We start from the raw sequence: 16551 nt of genomic DNA, 5'->3' as shown, positions 1-16551 counted from the left end.
CAGAAATTAAACCACTCAGAAAGCCATTTTACATCTAACAATAAGTACCAACAGAAAGCTGTCTAATATACCACCTCACATTTAAACCACTTTTAAAATTATTAATGGTATTTATTAGACATGATATCTGAATTTTAGCAATCAGACATAGGGTTAAATACCCAAATTTATTTTTAACACTCTAATAAATACATCTGTGAAGAATATGATCAATGATTATATGCAGTTTAAGAGTGTATATCCCGGTCACAATTTCCTAGTCTATATCAATACCAGTCTAAGTATTAATCAGAATGGCACATGAGAAGAACCTTGGAGGAAAAATAGATTCTTCCAGGAATGCTCTGCCTACCTCCCACTTATTAGGTGAAGTAGGCAGATACACGAAAAATTAAGTCAACTTTATACTTTCTTTAATGACCTCTTCTCTCCCATGCACAATCCGATAAAGTAACGGCAATACAAATAGAGTTAGCAGTGTCGAAGAGATAATTCCCCCAATCACCACAGTAGCTAGCGGTCTTTGGACTTCAGCCCCGGTGCCCACGTTCAGTGCCATAGGCACAAAGCCAAGACTAGCAACCAGTGCAGTCATCAAAACAGGGCGTAGTCTGATCATAGCGCCATCAATGATGGAGGTAAGCAGCTCTCCTCCTTGCTGGCGCAGTTGCCGTATAAAGGAGAGCATTACCAAGCCATTCAAGACTGCCACACCGGAAAGTGCGATAAAACCGACTCCGGCAGATATTGACAACGGCATATCCCGCAGCCATAGAGCCAAAACACCTCCAGTCAATGCCAAAGGGACTCCGGTAAAGATAATCAAAGCATCCTTAAACGAGCCGAAGGCCATTACCAGTAAACCGAGGATTACCAAGAGTGTTAACGGGACCACGATAGAAAGACGGGTGCTCGCGGACTCCAGTTGTTCGAAAGTGCCTCCATATACTAACCAGTAGCCCGCAGGCAGGGAGACCTGCTGCTCAATACCTGCCCTCGCCTCTTCGACGAAAGACCCCAGATCACGGTCACGTACGTTTGCTGTTACTACTATACGGCGTTTGCCGTTTTCACGACTGATCTGGTTTGGGGCTGGAGTCATTTCCAGACTGGCGACTTCAGACAAGGGGACGTAACTACCCAATGGGCTGCCTGCAGGTAAAGGTACAGGCAAATCACCGAGATTCTTGTAGTCCCTGCGTAGCTCTTCCGGTAAGCGTACAACCAATTGGAAACGGCGGTCGCCTTCGTAAATCAATCCGGCCTCTTCACCCCCAATAGCGGTGGAAACCAGATCCTGCAAGGTTTGTAGGTCTATGCCGTAGCGCGCTAGCGCAATACGCTTCGGCAATATGGAGAGAACTGGCAGCCCCTCCACCTGCTCTACTCGCGCATCGGCAACACCCTCTATCCCATTCAGTACGCCGAGGATTTCATTGGCGGAGGTCACCAGCTGATCCAAATCATCACCGAACACTTTAATACCTAAGTCTGCACGCACACCAGAAATCAGCTCATTAAAGCGCATCTGGATTGGCTGGGTAAACTCGTAGTTGTTACCCGGCAACTCACGTACAGCTTCCTCAATTTCCGCCACCAATAGTTCCTGGGACAGTTTCGGGTTGGGCCATTGATCCCTGGATTTCAGGATTACAAAATTATCGGCTACATTAGGCGGCATTGGATCCGTCGCCACTTCCGGGGTACCAATTTTTGCAAATACTTTATCTACCTGGGGAAACTCCTTAATCCGCTGTTCCAGCAAGCGCTGCATCTCGATCGATTGCTCCAAACCGGTGCCAGGAACCCGCAAAGCGTGCAGTGCGATGTCTCCCTCATTCAACTGAGGAATAAATTCCGAGCCCAAGGTAGTGGCGAGCCAGCTACAAAAAAGTACCAGCGCAAGAGCACCGGAAAGCACCAGCCAGCGCACTTTCATCGAAGCGATTAGCAGTGGCTTATACAGAGACTTGGTAGCAACGATTACCTTGTTTTCTTTCTCACTGATTTTGCCGGTAAGGAAAACAGCAACCGCTGCGGGCACAACAGTCAGTGAAAGCACCAATGCGGCCAGCAAGGCCATCACCACAGTGGCAGCCATGGGGTGGAACATCTTGCCTTCCACGCCGGTCAGTGTGAACAGCGGTATATACACTACAGTGATAATCAGCACACCAAATAAGCTGGGGCGAATCACTTCATTAGTGGCTTGAAATACCAGCTCCAGCCGCTCCTGCAAGGGCAGCTTGCCACCTTTGCGATTCTGAGCCTCCGCAAGCCTGCGAATGGCATTCTCCACGATAATCACGGCCCCATCGACAATCAGGCCGAAATCGAGTGCGCCGAGACTCATCAGGTTGGCAGAAACACCGGTTTGCACCATGCCGAAAATGGTGGCAAGCATGGAAAGCGGAATCACTGCTGCAGTAATAAAGGCCGCTCGAATATTCCCCAGCAAAAGAAACAGCACGACGATAACCAGCAGAGCCCCTTCGATAAGGTTTTTCTGCACTGTAGCGATGGCTTTATCTACCAGTGTTGTACGATCGTAAACCGCCTCCACCTTGATACCTTCTGGCACCGTAGATTTTACACGCTCCAAAGCATCCGCAACATTAAGGGCCACTTCGCGGGAGTTTTCCCCCACCAGCATCATCGCGGTGCCCAGTACGGTTTCTTCGCCATCGCGAGTGGCGGCACCGGTACGCAGTTCTTTACCGATAGCTACTTCGGCCACATCCGAAATTTTGACCGGCACCCCAGCGCGGCTGGTAATCACCACACCTTCAATTTCGGCAATATTCTGCAGCTGCCCCGGTGAGCGCACCAGCAGTTGGCGACCGTTAGTCTCCAGGTAGCCGGCACCGCGACTTTCGTTATTGCGACGTAGGGCCTCAGCAATATCCTCCATGGATACGCCGAAATTGAGCATCTGCCGAGGATCTGGAGTGACATGATACTGCTTGTTATAGCCGCCAATGGTATTCACTTCAGTAACACCGGGCACCAAAGACAGTTGTGGTTTAATAATCCAGTCCTGGATTTCCCGTAATGCTGTGGCGTCGTAGGGCTGCCCATTTGGCTGGGTGGCACCGGGCATTGCCTCCACGGTGTACATAAAAATCTCACCAAGCCCGGTGGCAATGGGCCCCATCTCTGGTTCCAGCTCAGGTGGTAATTTGCTTTTAATCGCACCAAGGCGACTGTTAATTAAATTACGCGCAAAATAGAGATCTGTGCCCTCTCTAAAAACTACAGTGACCTGGGAAAGTCCGTAGCGGGAAATCGAACGGGTGTATTCCAGGTTGGGAAGGCCGGCGAGTGCCGCCTCCACAGGATAAGTAATCCGTTGTTCTGCCTCCAATGGCGAGTAACCAGGAGCCTCGGTATTAATCTGAACCTGAACATTGGTAATGTCGGGGACCGCATCAATCGGTAACTTCTGGTAACTCCAAATCCCTAGCCCCACCAACACAAAAATCAGGGATAGAATGAAGTAGCGCCGCTCAATTGAGAAGCGCAGGATGCTTTCAATCATCTTCTCGCCTCAATTAGTGGTTATGCGCAGCACCGGATTTTTCGATATCCGCTTTAATCAGGTAGCTGTTCTCCGTGACATAGCGATCACCCACATTGAGGCCACTCAGCACCTCTGTCACCTTGCCATCCGTACGTCCAAGCTTGAGCGGACGAACTTCGTAGGCTTGCCCTACTTTGACAAATACCACTGTCCAATTGCGCAAAGGCTGCAAGGCCTGGTTTTCAACCACTAGAGGCACAGGATTTTCACTGGTTACAACTTGCCCCTGCACCATCAGATCTGTTGTCCAGAGATCATTTGAGTTTTCAATCACTGCCCTTGCAATCGCGAAGGGCTGGCCATTACCACCGGGAGCAAGACTGGTAATCGTTGACTCGAAAGTGCGGTCACCAGCAGTAATGGAAACTTTCTGGCCACGGCTAATCTGGCCGCGACGAGTGGGAAACACCTGGAGCTCGGCCCACAGTTGATCATAGTTTGCTATGGTAAACAGCACTCGCTCACCACTGAATTCACCGCGGCTGGCCTGCTTGTCGATAATCTGGCCACTAATCGGTGCAACCAATGGATAAGTTTGTAAGCTATCATTGGATTCGATAGTAGCGAGTTCTTCCCCTTTCTCTACCAAGTCACCAAGCGCTTTTTTTATGGTAATTACGGTTCCCGGATAGCGGGCCCGCACATGGCTTAGGCTACGATGATCAATCGCAGTTTTACCATATAAGGTGACGCTTTCTTTAATAGAGCCTGGACCAGCAACTGCGGTTTTAATACCAGCCTTTTTTGCTATTTGCTCAGAGATCTGTACGCGGCCTTCATGGGATTCATATTTCCACTCGGTACGCTCACCATTGAGGAAAACAGAAACTAAAACATCGAAAGAGTGCGGTTCTTTTACCATACCCTCACCACGATAGAACGCTGTGCTGGAGTCCCAGCTAAAAGAGATTTGATCCACTTGGCCGCCAAGCCTTTCCAGCTCAACGGAAAGGCTGGCATTTTCCAGAGAGTTACCATTACGGGTAACCCAAGCACGGAATTCCGGATGAACACCGCTTTCGTAAATCAGGAGCTCTACTGTGAGATCGCCCTTTTCTAATAATCGGCCTCCGTTTGGGCCTTTTGCTTCTTCGTGCTCTTCGTGTCCTCCATGGCTATCACCATGACTGCCGCTTGCATAGCTTTGGGATACCAGCCAATCCCCCGAAAAAATGAGGGAAAAGAATAGTATTGCCAACCGAATCACATAAGTTGATTTACTCATTTCTCAATCCAAAATTATTTACTGCTATCGGCGCCCATGGGCCCCAGGGGCCTGGCGGTCAATTGTTCGATCTCTGCGCCAAAAAGAAGTACAGATCGCGCTGCTTCAATTCGCGCACGCTTGGCATTTAGCAATTCTTCTCTTGCGGAAATAAGGTCTACATAAGAATCCCTACCGCGACGGTAAGCGCGATCCACTTCATTCAAAGCCTGGCGAAGTTTGGGAATAATAAAGTCCTGCAATGTGGAGACAGTGCCGAGAGCCTGTTCACGGCTGGTCACGGCAAGAAAAAGCTGAGGATAGAGCTGCAACAGGGCAGCCTCACGGCGCAGCATGACTTGATCTAGCTCTGCCACTGCCTCTAGTTCGGCACCACGGTTGCGCTTGGCTGTTAAAAGTGGAACGTTGAAGCCTGCCAGGACAGCAGTTTCGTTCACTGCCGGATTCACACGAAGGCCAGCATACCAACCAACATCCGGCCTTGAGTTAGTCTGGGTCAACCGTAGCCTTGAAGCCTGCAAACGCTCTTCAGAGGCAAAGCGCGCAATCGCAGGGTTTTCCTGGGCTCTTTCATACAACACTTCAAAACTGGCACCCGGCTCAAAGCGATAAAGCTCGGCGGAATCCACCCAATAGTTCTGGGTCGGCTGCCCCCATAGCGCCGAGAGTGCATGTTTGTAATACACCAACATGCTTTGATCGGTCTGTTCGGCGAGGATGGCTTTTTCCAGGGAGGACTCCGCACGCATTCGCTCTGACACAGGACTGGCCGCAGCGCTGACCCGCGCACTAACGGCACTCAATGCCTCACGTGCAAGCGAGACTTTCTCTTCCGCCAATACCACCAGTTCCTGAGCAGCCAATACCTGGGCATAGCGGCGGATAACTTCCGCCAGCAGATCTAAGGCCATCGCCTGCTCATCAGCGATGAGCAGGTCCCGCTGCGCATTGACAACATCTATTCGAGCCTGCCGCTTATTCCCCAGCTCCACAACAGAAGAGAGAGTTACCGTCAGTTCAAACTCATTGTCAGCATCGTCTTCCGGATCTGGGGCATTATCCGAGTCACCATTATTGAAGTGCTTGTACTCAGTCTCGACACCCAGCTCCATCTCCGGTTTTAGGGCTGCGGTCTGCCCGGCACCGTCCAGCCCTCTTTTTTGTAATGGAAAAATTGCAAGTTCTGGGTTCTGCGCGAGCGTAAGCCCAACCGCATTTGGTAGTGTCAGCAACTCCCCCTTCTGCGCAAATACTGACTGCGTAGGTAAACACAATATCGCCACCGCCAATGGCCAGGCGGCACGGCGACAAACCACACTCGCAATGAGCGTGTGAAACAAATCCATGGATATCTCCCAAGTCACATCTCGTACACGCGAGTTGGGTCTTTCGACTCTCTTTACTCGCGCAGCAATAGAAAGGTCAGACTTGGGTTATAGGTGGGCGTAGTAAAGGTGAGAAGTAACCACTGGGAACCGCGGCGCTTGCCAACTCCCGGTATGTGATACTGCCCGTTAAAATTGATTGGAATGCCTGGCCAAGTAGCCCGGTGATAGAGCTCCCATGGCAGTGGCAACAGTGATTACAAAAATCCAGCAGCGGAGCAGATTGGTCAGGCTCTTCCCCAGCTTGAGATACCAGGGTATCTCTATCAAGAGCGGGGTTGCTTGGAGCACTGGGAAATGGAATCTTCCCTGAGGCCTCTTCATGGTCCACATTATGATGAAGAGGCAGGTGACTGGCGATATCCTGGAGTTCATCGTGACTGTCATAGAAAGCACCTGCGGTCTGGAAGACCAGCAGTGCAATCAGCAAAAAAGACAGTCGAACAACATTCATGGACATAAAGAAACTGGATAATCTTACGCTCGACTCTAGCAAACAAGTCAGGATAGCTCAAATAGGCTCGTCCCAAGCTATTCATTTTTAAGGATAAAATGCCTAATGGGTCACTTTATTAAAGCTGCCCATCAAACTGACTGGTACGTTTTTTCATATTAGGCCACTGCTACTCCTGCACCTGTCAGCCTCATAGCACACCTTTCTGCGCCACCCGGTAAGTCCTCTACACTGATTTAAATGCCATGAGTATGACTTGAGAGGTACCGGTAAATGCTCGCTCCGAAACCTTTAGGTGGCCTAACTCGTGCCCTGATCCTTGCAGTGCTGGTAATATCTGTTCCTGCCGCAACCGCCCAGCCCTCTCCCCCCCCGCCATCAGAAACTGCAGAGAGCCAGAGCCAAACAACCGAACCCAATGGCTCGGTGCCCAAGCCCTCTCCGCCACCAGGTCAGAAAGACTCGCCACAGACACCAACCAATCAAATGGAGAGTGCCGAGTCCAACCAATCGATTGACCCCAAAGCCATGGAGGCTTTGCAGCAAATGGGGAAATACCTGGCAAGTATGAAAACGCTGATGTTCAATGCCCGCATATTCACTGAAGTGGTACTGGATAATAAGCAGAAGCTCTTAATTGGCGGTAAAGTCATGTATATGGCGACACCTCCCGATCAGTTACGTGTCGACCTGACCACCGATTCAATAACCCGTCAATTCTTCCATAGCGACAATAAGTTCACGATGCTGGCTCCTCGTAATGGCTATTTTGCCGAAATAGAGGCCTCCCAACCGACACCGGAGGTGCTCACCCAGGCAGCCAAGGACTACGGCATTGAAATACCATTCGCCGATTTACTTGAGTGGGGACGCAAGCCAGATGCCTGGGCCGGAATCAAAGAGGGATTTCTGGTGAACTCACCTATGGTAAATGGCCAGCGCACCAAACACTGGGCTTTTCGGTCGGAGAACCTCGATTGGGAAATCTGGATAAAGGTTGGAGATCAGCCTCTACCCCTGCGTATCTCCACAGTGAATACCCGGGACCCATCCAAGCCCCGTTTCCTCGCCACTTTAAAGTGGATGGAGGCCAAGCCTGGGGCAACAGGCAAGTATAAGCCAGCTACGGAGAAACTTAAGAAGATCCCACTGAAGAAGGCGGAGCCAAATAAGCAAATGGAGGGTGCACAATGATCAGTGTTAACTTTGCGAGGCTGGCGGCACTGCTACTCCTATCGGGCGGGTTGTTCATGTCGGTACTCAGCACCCCAGTAGAGGCGCGCGGTCACTATGGTGGGGCTGGGGCTCATTTTAATGTAGGTGGGCATTTCAATGCCTTTAGACCAATGCCTGAAGGTCGCTTTCACGGCGATTTCAGGGCCGGGGAATTTGAGCGCAGGTTTCCCAATCATCCACCATTTCACCCAGTACGCCCGATACACCCTCATCACCGGCCCTATCCTCCACCCTGGCGGCCACGTCACTGGCCCTACCCAGGGCCGGCATATTGGGGTGTGACTGCGGTTGGAGTAGGCGGCTGGCTGTACACATTACCACCCAGCTGTGTAAGGGTGACAATTGGTAATGTGACCTATGAGCACTGCGGGGCCTACTGGTATCAGCCCCATTTTGTGGCTGGTCATATAGCCTACCGACATGTACCACCCCCAAGGCGGGCAATTGTCAGGTAGTTTGGAAGGGCCCCACCATAAACATATGGTGGGGCTAATCTTCCGATTTCTCCGGCCCGCCTTCAGCATAAGATTTGCTAATACGACGAAGAACTTGCATTTGCTTGCCAAAATTCCTGCAAGGCGCACACATTGCCAAGTGTAATTTTAGGCTCGCCTGCTCGCGTAAATTCAGGTTTCGCTCTTGGGATTCGGACATCAGGCGTGTAGCTTCCCGGCACGATTTCATCAGCTCACCCCTCCACGCCAAACCAGTGATCTTCCAGACATTCACGCAAGCGCAGGCGCGCTCGGTGCAATGTCACATTCAAGTTGCTCACCGACACTTCGGCAGCGGCACAAATCTCGTGGCTTTCCAGCTCTATGAACTCGCGCATCATAAATAGCTGGGCCTGGCGGGATGGCAGGTAATTAAGGCAGGCTTCAAAGATTCGCCAGAAATGCTTATCGTGAATCGCCGACTCGGGATCAGCCCACTTCTTGGGGCGCTCATCCTTCTGCCAGTGACCTGTCTGATCGAATAACTCATCATGATCATGTTCCTCCCTGTCGCCGTGCACAAGCTGGTCTGCATCCACAAAGCGCTGACGCTGGCGTAGTACATCGGCGATCTTGTTTTTCAAGATGGCAAAAACCCAGGTCTTGAGTGCTGAACGGCCATTAAAACTGCGAGAGTTTTTCAGGGCCCCCATCAGGGCCTCCTGTACAGCATCTTCAGCTAGCTGGGTATCCTGCAGCTGCAAACTGGCAAAACGAAGCATTTGCTGGCGCAAATCCACAAGAAACTGTGAATTTTGCAGGGAGTCTTCAGCACCTTCTTCTGTGGAGGCGCCCGGGACAAGGTAATTGCTCAATTACGTTCCCTCATAATGTCAACGCGGAAACTGGGGATATTAACCAAAAAGCAGAGATTATCTAACAACCAGCTCCCACTGACATCAAAAGGCAACTTTAACCGTTTGCCAGTTACTAATACTTGGTCGCGCGAATCCTGCACTTGTTACAGACTTCTTACACAGGTAAAAAGATCCCAGCGAAGGCGCTTTGGTGCCATATAGGAAAGCAACTCTGCGAAAGGTAAAAAACCGATGCACGACATTGTACAGGACTACTACGGACGTCAACTGAAAAGCTCATCGGACTTGAAGACTGATGCCTGCTGCGATGCCAGCGCTGTCCCGGAGTGGTTGAAGCCTTTGCTGGCCAATATTCACCCGGAGGTCCTATCCCGCTATTACGGTTGTGGGCTTGTGTGCCCACCCCTGCTGGAGGGATGCCGGGTGCTGGACCTGGGCTGCGGTTCCGGCCGCGATATCTACCTACTATCTCAATTGGTTGGACCAAGCGGCGAAGTAGTCGGTGTCGATATGACTGATGAGCAACTACAAATTGCCCGCGAACACCAGAGTTACCACTCGGAGAAATTTGGCTATGACAACGTCACCTTCCTGCATGGTTACATTGAGCAGTTAGAAAACCTTAATCTGGAGCCCGGCAGTTTTGATGTGATTGTGTCGAACTGTGTTGTGAACCTGTCCACTGATAAAGGAGCCGTACTGCGCGGCCTCCACCGGCTACTCAAGGATGGCGGGGAGTTTTATTTTTCCGACGTCTACGCAGACCGCCGTGTACCAGACACCCTGCGCACCGATCCCGAGCTAGTGGGAGAGTGTCTCGGTGGCGCCCTCTACTGGAATGACTTCCTGGAACTGGCACAAAGCAGTGGATTTCGCGATAGTCGCTTGATGGAAAGCCGCCCGCTGGAGGTTACAAATACGACCCTCTCCGCACGCTGTGGTTCTGTGCGCTTTTATTCCGCAACCTACCGTCTGTTCAAGCTGGCGCAGCTGGAAAAGGATTGTGAAGACTATGGCCAAGCAGTTGTATACAAAGGCACCATCCCAAGTTGCCCACACGAATTTATCTTGGATGGGCATCACGTAATTGAGAAAGGCCGTGTTTTCCCTGTCTGTGGAAATACATGGAGAATGCTGGCAGAGACGCGAATGGCACCCCACTTTGAGTATATTGGCGACTTTTCCCAACATTTCGGCCTATTTCCCGGCTGTGGCCGTGAGATGCCATTTTCTACTCGTGCGCTGCAAAGCAACGAAAACAAGGGACAATGCTGCTAGGGGTACTTAATTCGCTAATCCGAATTTGGCCGGTATTCCTAAACATCTAAAAATGAATAGGGGGCCGGCAACCTTAGCCAGATCTGCCACGCCCTAGGGCAGAGTCCAAAAAGGCGGGAATTTTTTGCTCCAGCCAATAATTCGGATTCCATAGTGTCCCACCGACAAACCCTACATGCCCACCGTGCTCACTGATTTCAAGATTGACCATCGCACTGACTTCACCCTGCTGTGGGATTGCAGTCGGACACACAAATGGGTCGTCTACAGCATTAATAATCATTGTTGGCACCCGGATTTCCTTGAGCAGCCGTTTGCTGGAAGCTCGGGTGTAATAGTCATCGACATCACGGAAGCCATGTAGGGGTGCGGTAAATGTATTGTCAAACCGGCGAAAGTTCACAAAGTAAGTAGCATCGTCCAAATTGGGTAAAGCAGCTGCCATACCAGGGTCTTCCGCCTTTTGCTTAAGAGTGAGGCGCAGACAACTGAGCAAGTGCCGCTGGTAGAGCTTGGATAGGCCAGTGTTGATTCTGCGGCTACACGCATGTAGATCCATTGGGGAAGATACAGCTACTGCACCTACCACCGGACTGCAGATACCGTCCTCCCCCAGCATCTTCAGCAACACATTACCACCAAGTGAATAACCGACCACAAGAATCGGGGTAGATGGCAACTGCCCTCTCAGCTGCTCTACCATCCAACGAGGATCTTCACTATCACCACTGTGATAGGCTCGAGGCAATCGATTAGGAATACCTCCACAACCGCGAAAGTGCATTACCGCTACCTGGTAGTGCCGCTCCAACAAAGATTGCATCAGCCCCTGCACATAAGGAGAGGCTACTGACCCCTCCAGGCCGTGGAGTATCAGAACCAAAGGAAGATCTGGATCATCCACCAGTGGACGAGGATAGTGCATAGCGAGGCAGTCGCCATCAGGGGTTTCATACCAGCGACGGCTGGTATTAATCCACGGGGAAGGCCGGTGCAGGCGGCCAAATACAGTTTGAAGGTGGCAGTTCCCAAGGCCTGTTGCAGGCGTAAACTTTTCAGTCATACATCAGGTCCAACTGGCGGAATGAATCCCCCACACACTTTTAACTCACTATCCATAGTGGCTAACCCTGGCCCTGGCGGGAATTCACCGCCTCCGACATCAGATCAGGCCTTGAGCGCCTTGGGTATCGTACAAAGGTTATACGGGTACTTTCAGTATATAACTACCGACGACTGCTTGAGGAGTGGTGTTGCGCGTCAAGACTCGGCTACCATTGAGACAATCTATGAGGTTAAGGCTGTCATTCACCCACTAGCACTTAGCTGATTTGCGCATGGTTTCTGGAACAAAAATTACAAAAAAATAGCTGCGCCAGCGGCGATGCCTATACAGCTGCAGTTGCAGCAGCGCAAATATTACCAGCATGATTGGCCGCCTGGTTTGCAGGGCAAATGTCTTTTCTGTGCAAACCCCCAAAGTAATCGCCACAGTTGAGCGCGCAACAAAAGCTATCGCGACTCCCATCAAAATCTGGGACGTGTAAATAATCGGTTTACGGCTGATCAACATGACAATTAAAACTGACACAGCAGTAATAATTATGCCGCAACTAGCAATCAGTCCACACTTGAAACGAGTGCTATCAATAAAAGCACCAGCAGGTGTTTGTAGAAGTACAATGGTAATCCCGCCTATCTCTAGGACAATACCTGTTTCATCAGCCTTCCAATGTATGGCAGAAAGCAAATAACCAGCAACCACATCTCCTGCGAAGAAATTCGTAAAGAGAAGAGGTTTGTTTAAACTCATAATTAAGTCTTATTTATAAATCTTTCGCCTGGACTGGTGCTTTGGAACTGTCGGAAATGGCGAGCATCGACTCCAGCGTAGCAACTATAAGGGGCTAAGCCCGGACCCGTACTCATGTCGATAAGCCTCTTTGTCTCAGCAATCATTTTTCTATTGATTGCCGCACGTCAGTGGCTTCCATCTATTATTCGCATTTGGCATATCATGACCCTTGGCGCTGTAGCACTGCTATTGATGCGGCAAATCACCTTACGGGAAGCTTTTTTTGCCATAGATTGGGATCTTATTCTTTACCTGTTTTCAGTTTTTTCAATTGCCTCCGCTTTGTACGACACCGGAATATCCACCCAAATCAGCAAGCGTATCCTGTCTTTTCAGAGTCCCAATATGGTGCTAGCAGCTTATGTCATCACCATGGCGATATGTGCAGCAATACTCACTAACGACGCAGCCGCAGTGATCGGTGTTCCTATTGCAATTATGCTGGCACGCAATATGAACTGGGGGTTGATTCCACTGCTTATTATTCTATGTGCTACGGTAACGATTGGCAGTATGATCTCGCCAGTAGGAAATCCACAAAATATACTGATTGCCGGTGCGGGTAATTTCGACAATATGTTTATTGTCTTTGCCCAATGGATATTGATCCCTGCAGTTATAACCCTGTTAACCTCTATGCTATGGCTTAAACGCTTTCTTAGAACCAGTGATATCGCCAACTATGAGGCAAGCAGGAAATACCGGGAGGAGAATAAGATCACTCAAAAGTGGCCCGCTCTATTATCTGCTGTGCTGCTATTAGTATTTATTATTTTGGGAAGTGTACTGCATAATGTGGAAGGCATTTACCACCCCTCTATAGGCCAGATCGGATTGGCTGCATGCCTACCTATTTACATAACCAGCAGGAAAAGACGGCAAATCTTACGCGAAGTCGACTGGCCCACCCTCTTCTTCTTTATTTCGATGTTTGTGGTTACAGGCTCTCTTTTAAAATCAGGGTCACTACAGTTTTTCCTTAAAGAAAGCGGCATCAATCTGGCTGAACCAGAAACTGTTGCTTTTGTTTGCTTTTTTGCCAGCCAATTGTTTTCCAATGTACCTGTAGTTGAGATATACCTCAATTTATTGCACAAACATGAAACCCAAACACTAATGATACTTTCTGCAATTTCCACTGTAGCTGGCAATCTATTTATCATCAGTGCCGCAAGTAATATTATTGTGCTGCAACAGGCTGAGAAATTTGGCATCAAGGCATTTAACTTTTGGCAGTTCTTCTTCTTAATGCTGCCGGTGAGCATTTCCAGTGTACTGATTAGCTATTTTTGGATTCTATGGTACGCATCCAAATAAAGTAAGCTGCAATAAAATAATTATATTAAATATCTGGAAAGGCTTTAAACAACCAAGGAAAAACATCTAGACATTTATTCTGCAGGTTTACTATCCATTAACTGAATAGCTCTCGGGTCCTCTATGCGCGCATAGAGCCGATAATCCCCATCTTGCAACAACAAGTAGATGTTGTAAGGCTCAAATTTATCTTTGGCTTCCATACCGGGGCTGCCTATCGGCATCCCCGGCACCATCAGGCCAACACTATCTTTAGGGGGCGATGCCAGGAACTTTTGTATGAATTGCGCGGGCACATGCCCCTCGAATACATACCGCCCTTGCCACACAGCCGTATGACACCCCTCCATACCTTTGGGTACTCCCCATTGCTTTTTTACTGCTTGCATATCTACTTTGAAGACAGATGATGCCTGCAATTGATTCTCTCTCAGATGGCTAACCCACTTTTTGCAGCAAAAGCAGAGCGGATGCTTATAGACGATGATTTTATCATCGTCCTGCTCAGCGATAGCAGCACTGACAAAGAGGGCTGTTACTACAAATAATGAAAAAACCTTTACCAGAACGTTAAATGGCCTGGGCATAGTGAATCGCATAAGATGCAGCAGCATCTTTCCAGTGACAGATTGGCCTGAATCCACCCCTGGCAAGCAGCTGGTTAAAATCACTGATGGAATACTTGTGGCTATTTTCCGTATGTATTGTTTCCCCCTCGGAAAAGTCCACACGCGTTCCAGCTACTGATACACTGTGATCCTTCAGGCTAACTAAGTGCATTTCAACCCGTTTGCGAAGTTGGTGGTAGAAAGCACGGTGGGCAAACAGGGAAAGGTCAAAATCTGCCTCAAGCTCTGTATTGATACGATTTAGAAGGTTTTTATTGAACCTCTCGGTAACATGTTCGCTGTCATGGTAGGCTCGCTCAAGCCTCACCGAATCCTTGACCAAATCAGTACCAATAAGCAACCCATCACCGGCTCCTAAGTTCGCAGCAAATAGTTCCAGTAGCTGCTCAGCCTTATCCGGCTCGAAGTTACCAATTGTTGACCCAGGGAAGAAGACGACTCTCTTGCGAGAGGGAAGCTGGGTTAACTGGTCCCATACATCCGGCTGAGTGAAATCACCAACCGCACTCCAGACTTGCATCTCGGGTTGATTCGCCTTGATTCTACGCTCAGCATTTAGAAGTATCTCTGGGGATATATCAATCGGGTAGTAACCTTTTGGGGATTCCAATTGAGCAAGTAGTGCTTCGATTTTTTCACAATTACCTGCACCGGGTTCGATTAGCAGCGCTTCAGGTCCAATTTTATCGGCTATATCCTTAAGATTAGTGGCAAATATACTTGCCTCTGTACGGGTCAGGTAATAATCCGAAACCTCACAGATCTCCTCGAAAAGGCGAGAGCCTACTTCGTCATACAAATACTTACAGGGCAATGTTTTTCTTTTTCCTCCCAACCCCTCCAGAACATCCCTGAGAAATTCGCTATCCTGTTGCTGCTTTTCTGGAACGGACGATAAGGCTGCTTTCACATTTAGTCTCCTGCTAAACGGACCCCGGTAAATTGCCACGCTTGATGTGGATAAAAGAAATTTCTATAGCTGATTCTGATATGATCCGATGGCGTAGCAAATGAACCGCCTCGAAGAACTTTCTGATTACACATAAACTTGCCGTTATATTCACCTACAGCATCTTCACGAGCCTTAAAACCGTGATACGGCAGGTAGGAGCTGGAAGTCCACTCCCATAGATCCCCCAGGAATTGGGTTTGCCCTCGACGGGCAGGCAGAGGTTTGAGGAAGCGTTTTTCCAGCAGATTGGCAGTAGCCAGTTGATCAAGCTGGCGCAAGTGACAAGCAGCAGCCTCCCACTCAAATTCTGTGGGTAGGCGCTTACCGGCCCATGTGGCAAAAGCATCAGCCTCATAGAACGACAAATGATGTACAGGCTCTGCCTCATTCAACGGCTGTAATCCGTGTAAGCTAAACTGTTGCCAACCGTTCTCAGTTTCCCTCCAATACAAAGGATGTCTGTGCTGATTTTGTTGAACCAAAGCCCAGCCGTCCGACAACCACAAGCGATGTTGCTGATAACCACCATCTTCAATAAATGCGAGGTATTCTCCATTAGTTACCAGGCGGGATGCTATGGAAAATTCCTGTACAAGCTGCTGATGGGCAGGACCCTCGTTATCAAAGAAAAAGTCCTCACCCTCACTACCAATGCCATAGCAGCCACCTGGAATCTCCAACCAGCGCAGTGGCTCAGCAGTTGCAGATTCCTCTTCCGGTATCCCATCACTATAAGCAGGAGCCAAAGGATTCAGCGACAGAGCGTGCTTAATATCTGTTAGTAAAAGCTCCTGATGCTGCTGCTCATGATTGAGGCCCAGAGCTATGAGTGACGCCAAGTTTGATGAGCACGGGGAATCTTTTAACAGCTTCTCAATCCCAGTATCTACAGACTTGCGATAGGCGTAAACTCGATCAATATCCGGACGGGAAATCAAGCCGCGCTGCGATCGCGTGAATGGTGTTCCCAAGCTGTTGTAATAGGAGTTAAAAAGATGATGAAAGTGTTGATCGAAAGTCCTGTATCCCGGTAGGCGGGAATTAAGCACAAAGGTCTCAAAAAACCAACTGGTATGGGCCAAATGCCACTTTGTAGGGCTGGCATCCGGCATGGATTGGAGCTGCATATCCTCAGCGGACAAAGGCTCAGCAAGACGCTCTGTCTCCCCCCGAACTCTTCGATATGCTGTAAGAATTTGCTGCTGTACTTCTTCTAAAGATACTTCGCCTGCAAAAATTGCCATATCAATAATCGGTTACACCACATTTCTGTTCTATTGAAATCATCATACGCAGTTTTAGGTGCATTCCCACGAGCTTGCAGGCCT

At 49.4% G+C, this 16551-nt stretch carries 15 protein-coding genes; 3 read left to right on the top strand and 12 right to left on the bottom strand.

The annotated features are described in order from the left end of the window. Window positions 1-391 precede the first annotated feature (391 nt). The 4 genes from ACJJI7_RS17195 to ACJJI7_RS17180 all read right to left on the bottom strand — a co-directional run bounded on the left by ACJJI7_RS17195 (window position 392) and on the right by ACJJI7_RS17180 (window position 6650). Window positions 392-3538, bottom strand: a complete 3147-nt coding sequence (locus tag ACJJI7_RS17195; protein ID WP_353375359.1) for an efflux RND transporter permease subunit — start codon at window positions 3536-3538, stop codon at window positions 392-394. Between the two features lie 13 nt (window positions 3539-3551). After that, a complete protein-coding gene (locus tag ACJJI7_RS17190; RefSeq protein WP_444901662.1) occupies window positions 3552-4805 on the bottom strand; it encodes an efflux RND transporter periplasmic adaptor subunit in 1254 nt (417 codons plus the stop codon). A gap of 14 nt (window positions 4806-4819) precedes the next feature. Then, window positions 4820-6151, bottom strand: coding sequence for a TolC family protein (locus ACJJI7_RS17185; RefSeq protein WP_282950703.1), 1332 nt, complete (start codon window positions 6149-6151; stop codon window positions 4820-4822). 76 nt (window positions 6152-6227) lie between these two features. Next, window positions 6228-6650 carry a hypothetical protein gene (locus ACJJI7_RS17180; RefSeq protein WP_282950704.1) on the bottom strand — a complete coding sequence of 141 codons (423 nt, stop codon included), beginning with the start codon at window positions 6648-6650 and terminating at the stop codon, window positions 6228-6230. Between the two features lie 267 nt (window positions 6651-6917). Here ACJJI7_RS17180 and ACJJI7_RS17175 point away from each other — a divergent pair, with 267 nt between their 5' ends. Further along, window positions 6918-7838, top strand: coding sequence for a DUF2092 domain-containing protein (locus ACJJI7_RS17175; protein WP_020415285.1), 921 nt, complete (start codon window positions 6918-6920; stop codon window positions 7836-7838). A gap of 180 nt (window positions 7839-8018) precedes the next feature. Here the strand turns inward: ACJJI7_RS17175 and ACJJI7_RS17170 are convergent, their stop codons facing one another. From ACJJI7_RS17170 to ACJJI7_RS17160, 3 genes are all read right to left on the bottom strand, one after another. Next, on the bottom strand, window positions 8019-8195 hold the full coding sequence (locus ACJJI7_RS17170) for a hypothetical protein (protein ID WP_282950706.1): 177 nt from the start codon (window positions 8193-8195) through the stop codon (window positions 8019-8021). 174 nt (window positions 8196-8369) lie between these two features. Further along, entirely contained in the window at window positions 8370-8564 is a 195-nt protein-coding gene (locus ACJJI7_RS17165; protein WP_282950707.1) for a zf-HC2 domain-containing protein, read from the bottom strand. A gap of 4 nt (window positions 8565-8568) precedes the next feature. After that, the gene (locus tag ACJJI7_RS17160) at window positions 8569-9189 is read right to left on the bottom strand and encodes an RNA polymerase factor sigma-70 (RefSeq protein ID WP_444901663.1); all 621 of its coding nucleotides are present in this window, start codon (window positions 9187-9189) and stop codon (window positions 8569-8571) included. A 234-nt stretch (window positions 9190-9423) separates the two neighbouring features. Between ACJJI7_RS17160 and ACJJI7_RS17155 the strand changes: the two genes are divergently transcribed. Then, window positions 9424-10470 carry a methyltransferase domain-containing protein gene (locus ACJJI7_RS17155; protein ID WP_282950708.1) on the top strand — a complete coding sequence of 349 codons (1047 nt, stop codon included), beginning with the start codon at window positions 9424-9426 and terminating at the stop codon, window positions 10468-10470. 73 nt (window positions 10471-10543) lie between these two features. On the opposite strand, the gene ACJJI7_RS17150 is transcribed toward ACJJI7_RS17155, so the two are convergent. Beyond that, the gene (locus ACJJI7_RS17150; RefSeq protein WP_282950709.1) at window positions 10544-11533 is read right to left on the bottom strand and encodes a hydrolase; all 990 of its coding nucleotides are present in this window, start codon (window positions 11531-11533) and stop codon (window positions 10544-10546) included. A 252-nt stretch (window positions 11534-11785) separates the two neighbouring features. Beyond that, window positions 11786-12283 (bottom strand): hypothetical protein, encoded by a 498-nt coding sequence (locus ACJJI7_RS17145; protein ID WP_282950710.1) that lies wholly within the window; start codon window positions 12281-12283, stop codon window positions 11786-11788. 114 nt (window positions 12284-12397) lie between these two features. Here ACJJI7_RS17145 and ACJJI7_RS17140 point away from each other — a divergent pair, with 114 nt between their 5' ends. After that, on the top strand, window positions 12398-13642 hold the full coding sequence (locus tag ACJJI7_RS17140; protein WP_282950711.1) for an ArsB/NhaD family transporter: 1245 nt from the start codon (window positions 12398-12400) through the stop codon (window positions 13640-13642). Between the two features lie 74 nt (window positions 13643-13716). On the opposite strand, the gene ACJJI7_RS17135 is transcribed toward ACJJI7_RS17140, so the two are convergent. From ACJJI7_RS17135 to egtB, 3 genes are read right to left on the bottom strand one after another with little or no spacing between them, the layout of a single operon-like run. After that, window positions 13717-14229 (bottom strand): DUF411 domain-containing protein, encoded by a 513-nt coding sequence (locus tag ACJJI7_RS17135; RefSeq protein ID WP_020415278.1) that lies wholly within the window; start codon window positions 14227-14229, stop codon window positions 13717-13719. Further along, on the bottom strand, window positions 14213-15181 hold the full coding sequence (gene egtD, locus ACJJI7_RS17130) for an L-histidine N(alpha)-methyltransferase (protein WP_282950712.1): 969 nt from the start codon (window positions 15179-15181) through the stop codon (window positions 14213-14215). Before egtD ends, ACJJI7_RS17135 begins: the two co-directional genes overlap by 17 nt. A gap of 2 nt (window positions 15182-15183) precedes the next feature. Next, window positions 15184-16467 (bottom strand): ergothioneine biosynthesis protein EgtB, encoded by a 1284-nt coding sequence (gene egtB / locus ACJJI7_RS17125; protein WP_353375351.1) that lies wholly within the window; start codon window positions 16465-16467, stop codon window positions 15184-15186. Window positions 16468-16551 lie beyond the last annotated feature (84 nt).

It is taken from the genome of Microbulbifer variabilis (assembly GCF_056232115.1).
Note: the sequence above shows the minus strand (reverse complement) of the source record. Positions and strands in the feature narration are given on the sequence as shown.

What these genes read in the sequence shown, in the direction of transcription:
- ACJJI7_RS17195 (WP_353375359.1), bottom strand. Translation starts at nt 3,538, where the DNA reads ATGATTGAAAGCATCCTGCGCTTCTCAATTGAGCGGCGCTACTTCATT.
- ACJJI7_RS17190 (WP_444901662.1), bottom strand. Translation starts at nt 4,805, where the DNA reads ATGAGTAAATCAACTTATGTGATTCGGTTGGCAATACTATTCTTTTCC.
- ACJJI7_RS17185 (WP_282950703.1), bottom strand. Translation starts at nt 6,151, where the DNA reads ATGGATTTGTTTCACACGCTCATTGCGAGTGTGGTTTGTCGCCGTGCC.
- ACJJI7_RS17180 (WP_282950704.1), bottom strand. Translation starts at nt 6,650, where the DNA reads ATGTCCATGAATGTTGTTCGACTGTCTTTTTTGCTGATTGCACTGCTG.
- ACJJI7_RS17175 (WP_020415285.1), top strand. Translation starts at nt 6,918, where the DNA reads ATGCTCGCTCCGAAACCTTTAGGTGGCCTAACTCGTGCCCTGATCCTT.
- ACJJI7_RS17170 (WP_282950706.1), bottom strand. Translation starts at nt 8,195, where the DNA reads ATGTGTACAGCCAGCCGCCTACTCCAACCGCAGTCACACCCCAATATG.
- ACJJI7_RS17165 (WP_282950707.1), bottom strand. Translation starts at nt 8,564, where the DNA reads ATGAAATCGTGCCGGGAAGCTACACGCCTGATGTCCGAATCCCAAGAG.
- ACJJI7_RS17155 (WP_282950708.1), top strand. Translation starts at nt 9,424, where the DNA reads ATGCACGACATTGTACAGGACTACTACGGACGTCAACTGAAAAGCTCA.
- ACJJI7_RS17150 (WP_282950709.1), bottom strand. Translation starts at nt 11,533, where the DNA reads ATGACTGAAAAGTTTACGCCTGCAACAGGCCTTGGGAACTGCCACCTT.
- ACJJI7_RS17145 (WP_282950710.1), bottom strand. Translation starts at nt 12,283, where the DNA reads ATGAGTTTAAACAAACCTCTTCTCTTTACGAATTTCTTCGCAGGAGAT.
- ACJJI7_RS17140 (WP_282950711.1), top strand. Translation starts at nt 12,398, where the DNA reads ATGTCGATAAGCCTCTTTGTCTCAGCAATCATTTTTCTATTGATTGCC.
- ACJJI7_RS17135 (WP_020415278.1), bottom strand. Translation starts at nt 14,229, where the DNA reads ATGCCCAGGCCATTTAACGTTCTGGTAAAGGTTTTTTCATTATTTGTA.
- egtB (WP_353375351.1), bottom strand. Translation starts at nt 16,467, where the DNA reads ATGGCAATTTTTGCAGGCGAAGTATCTTTAGAAGAAGTACAGCAGCAA.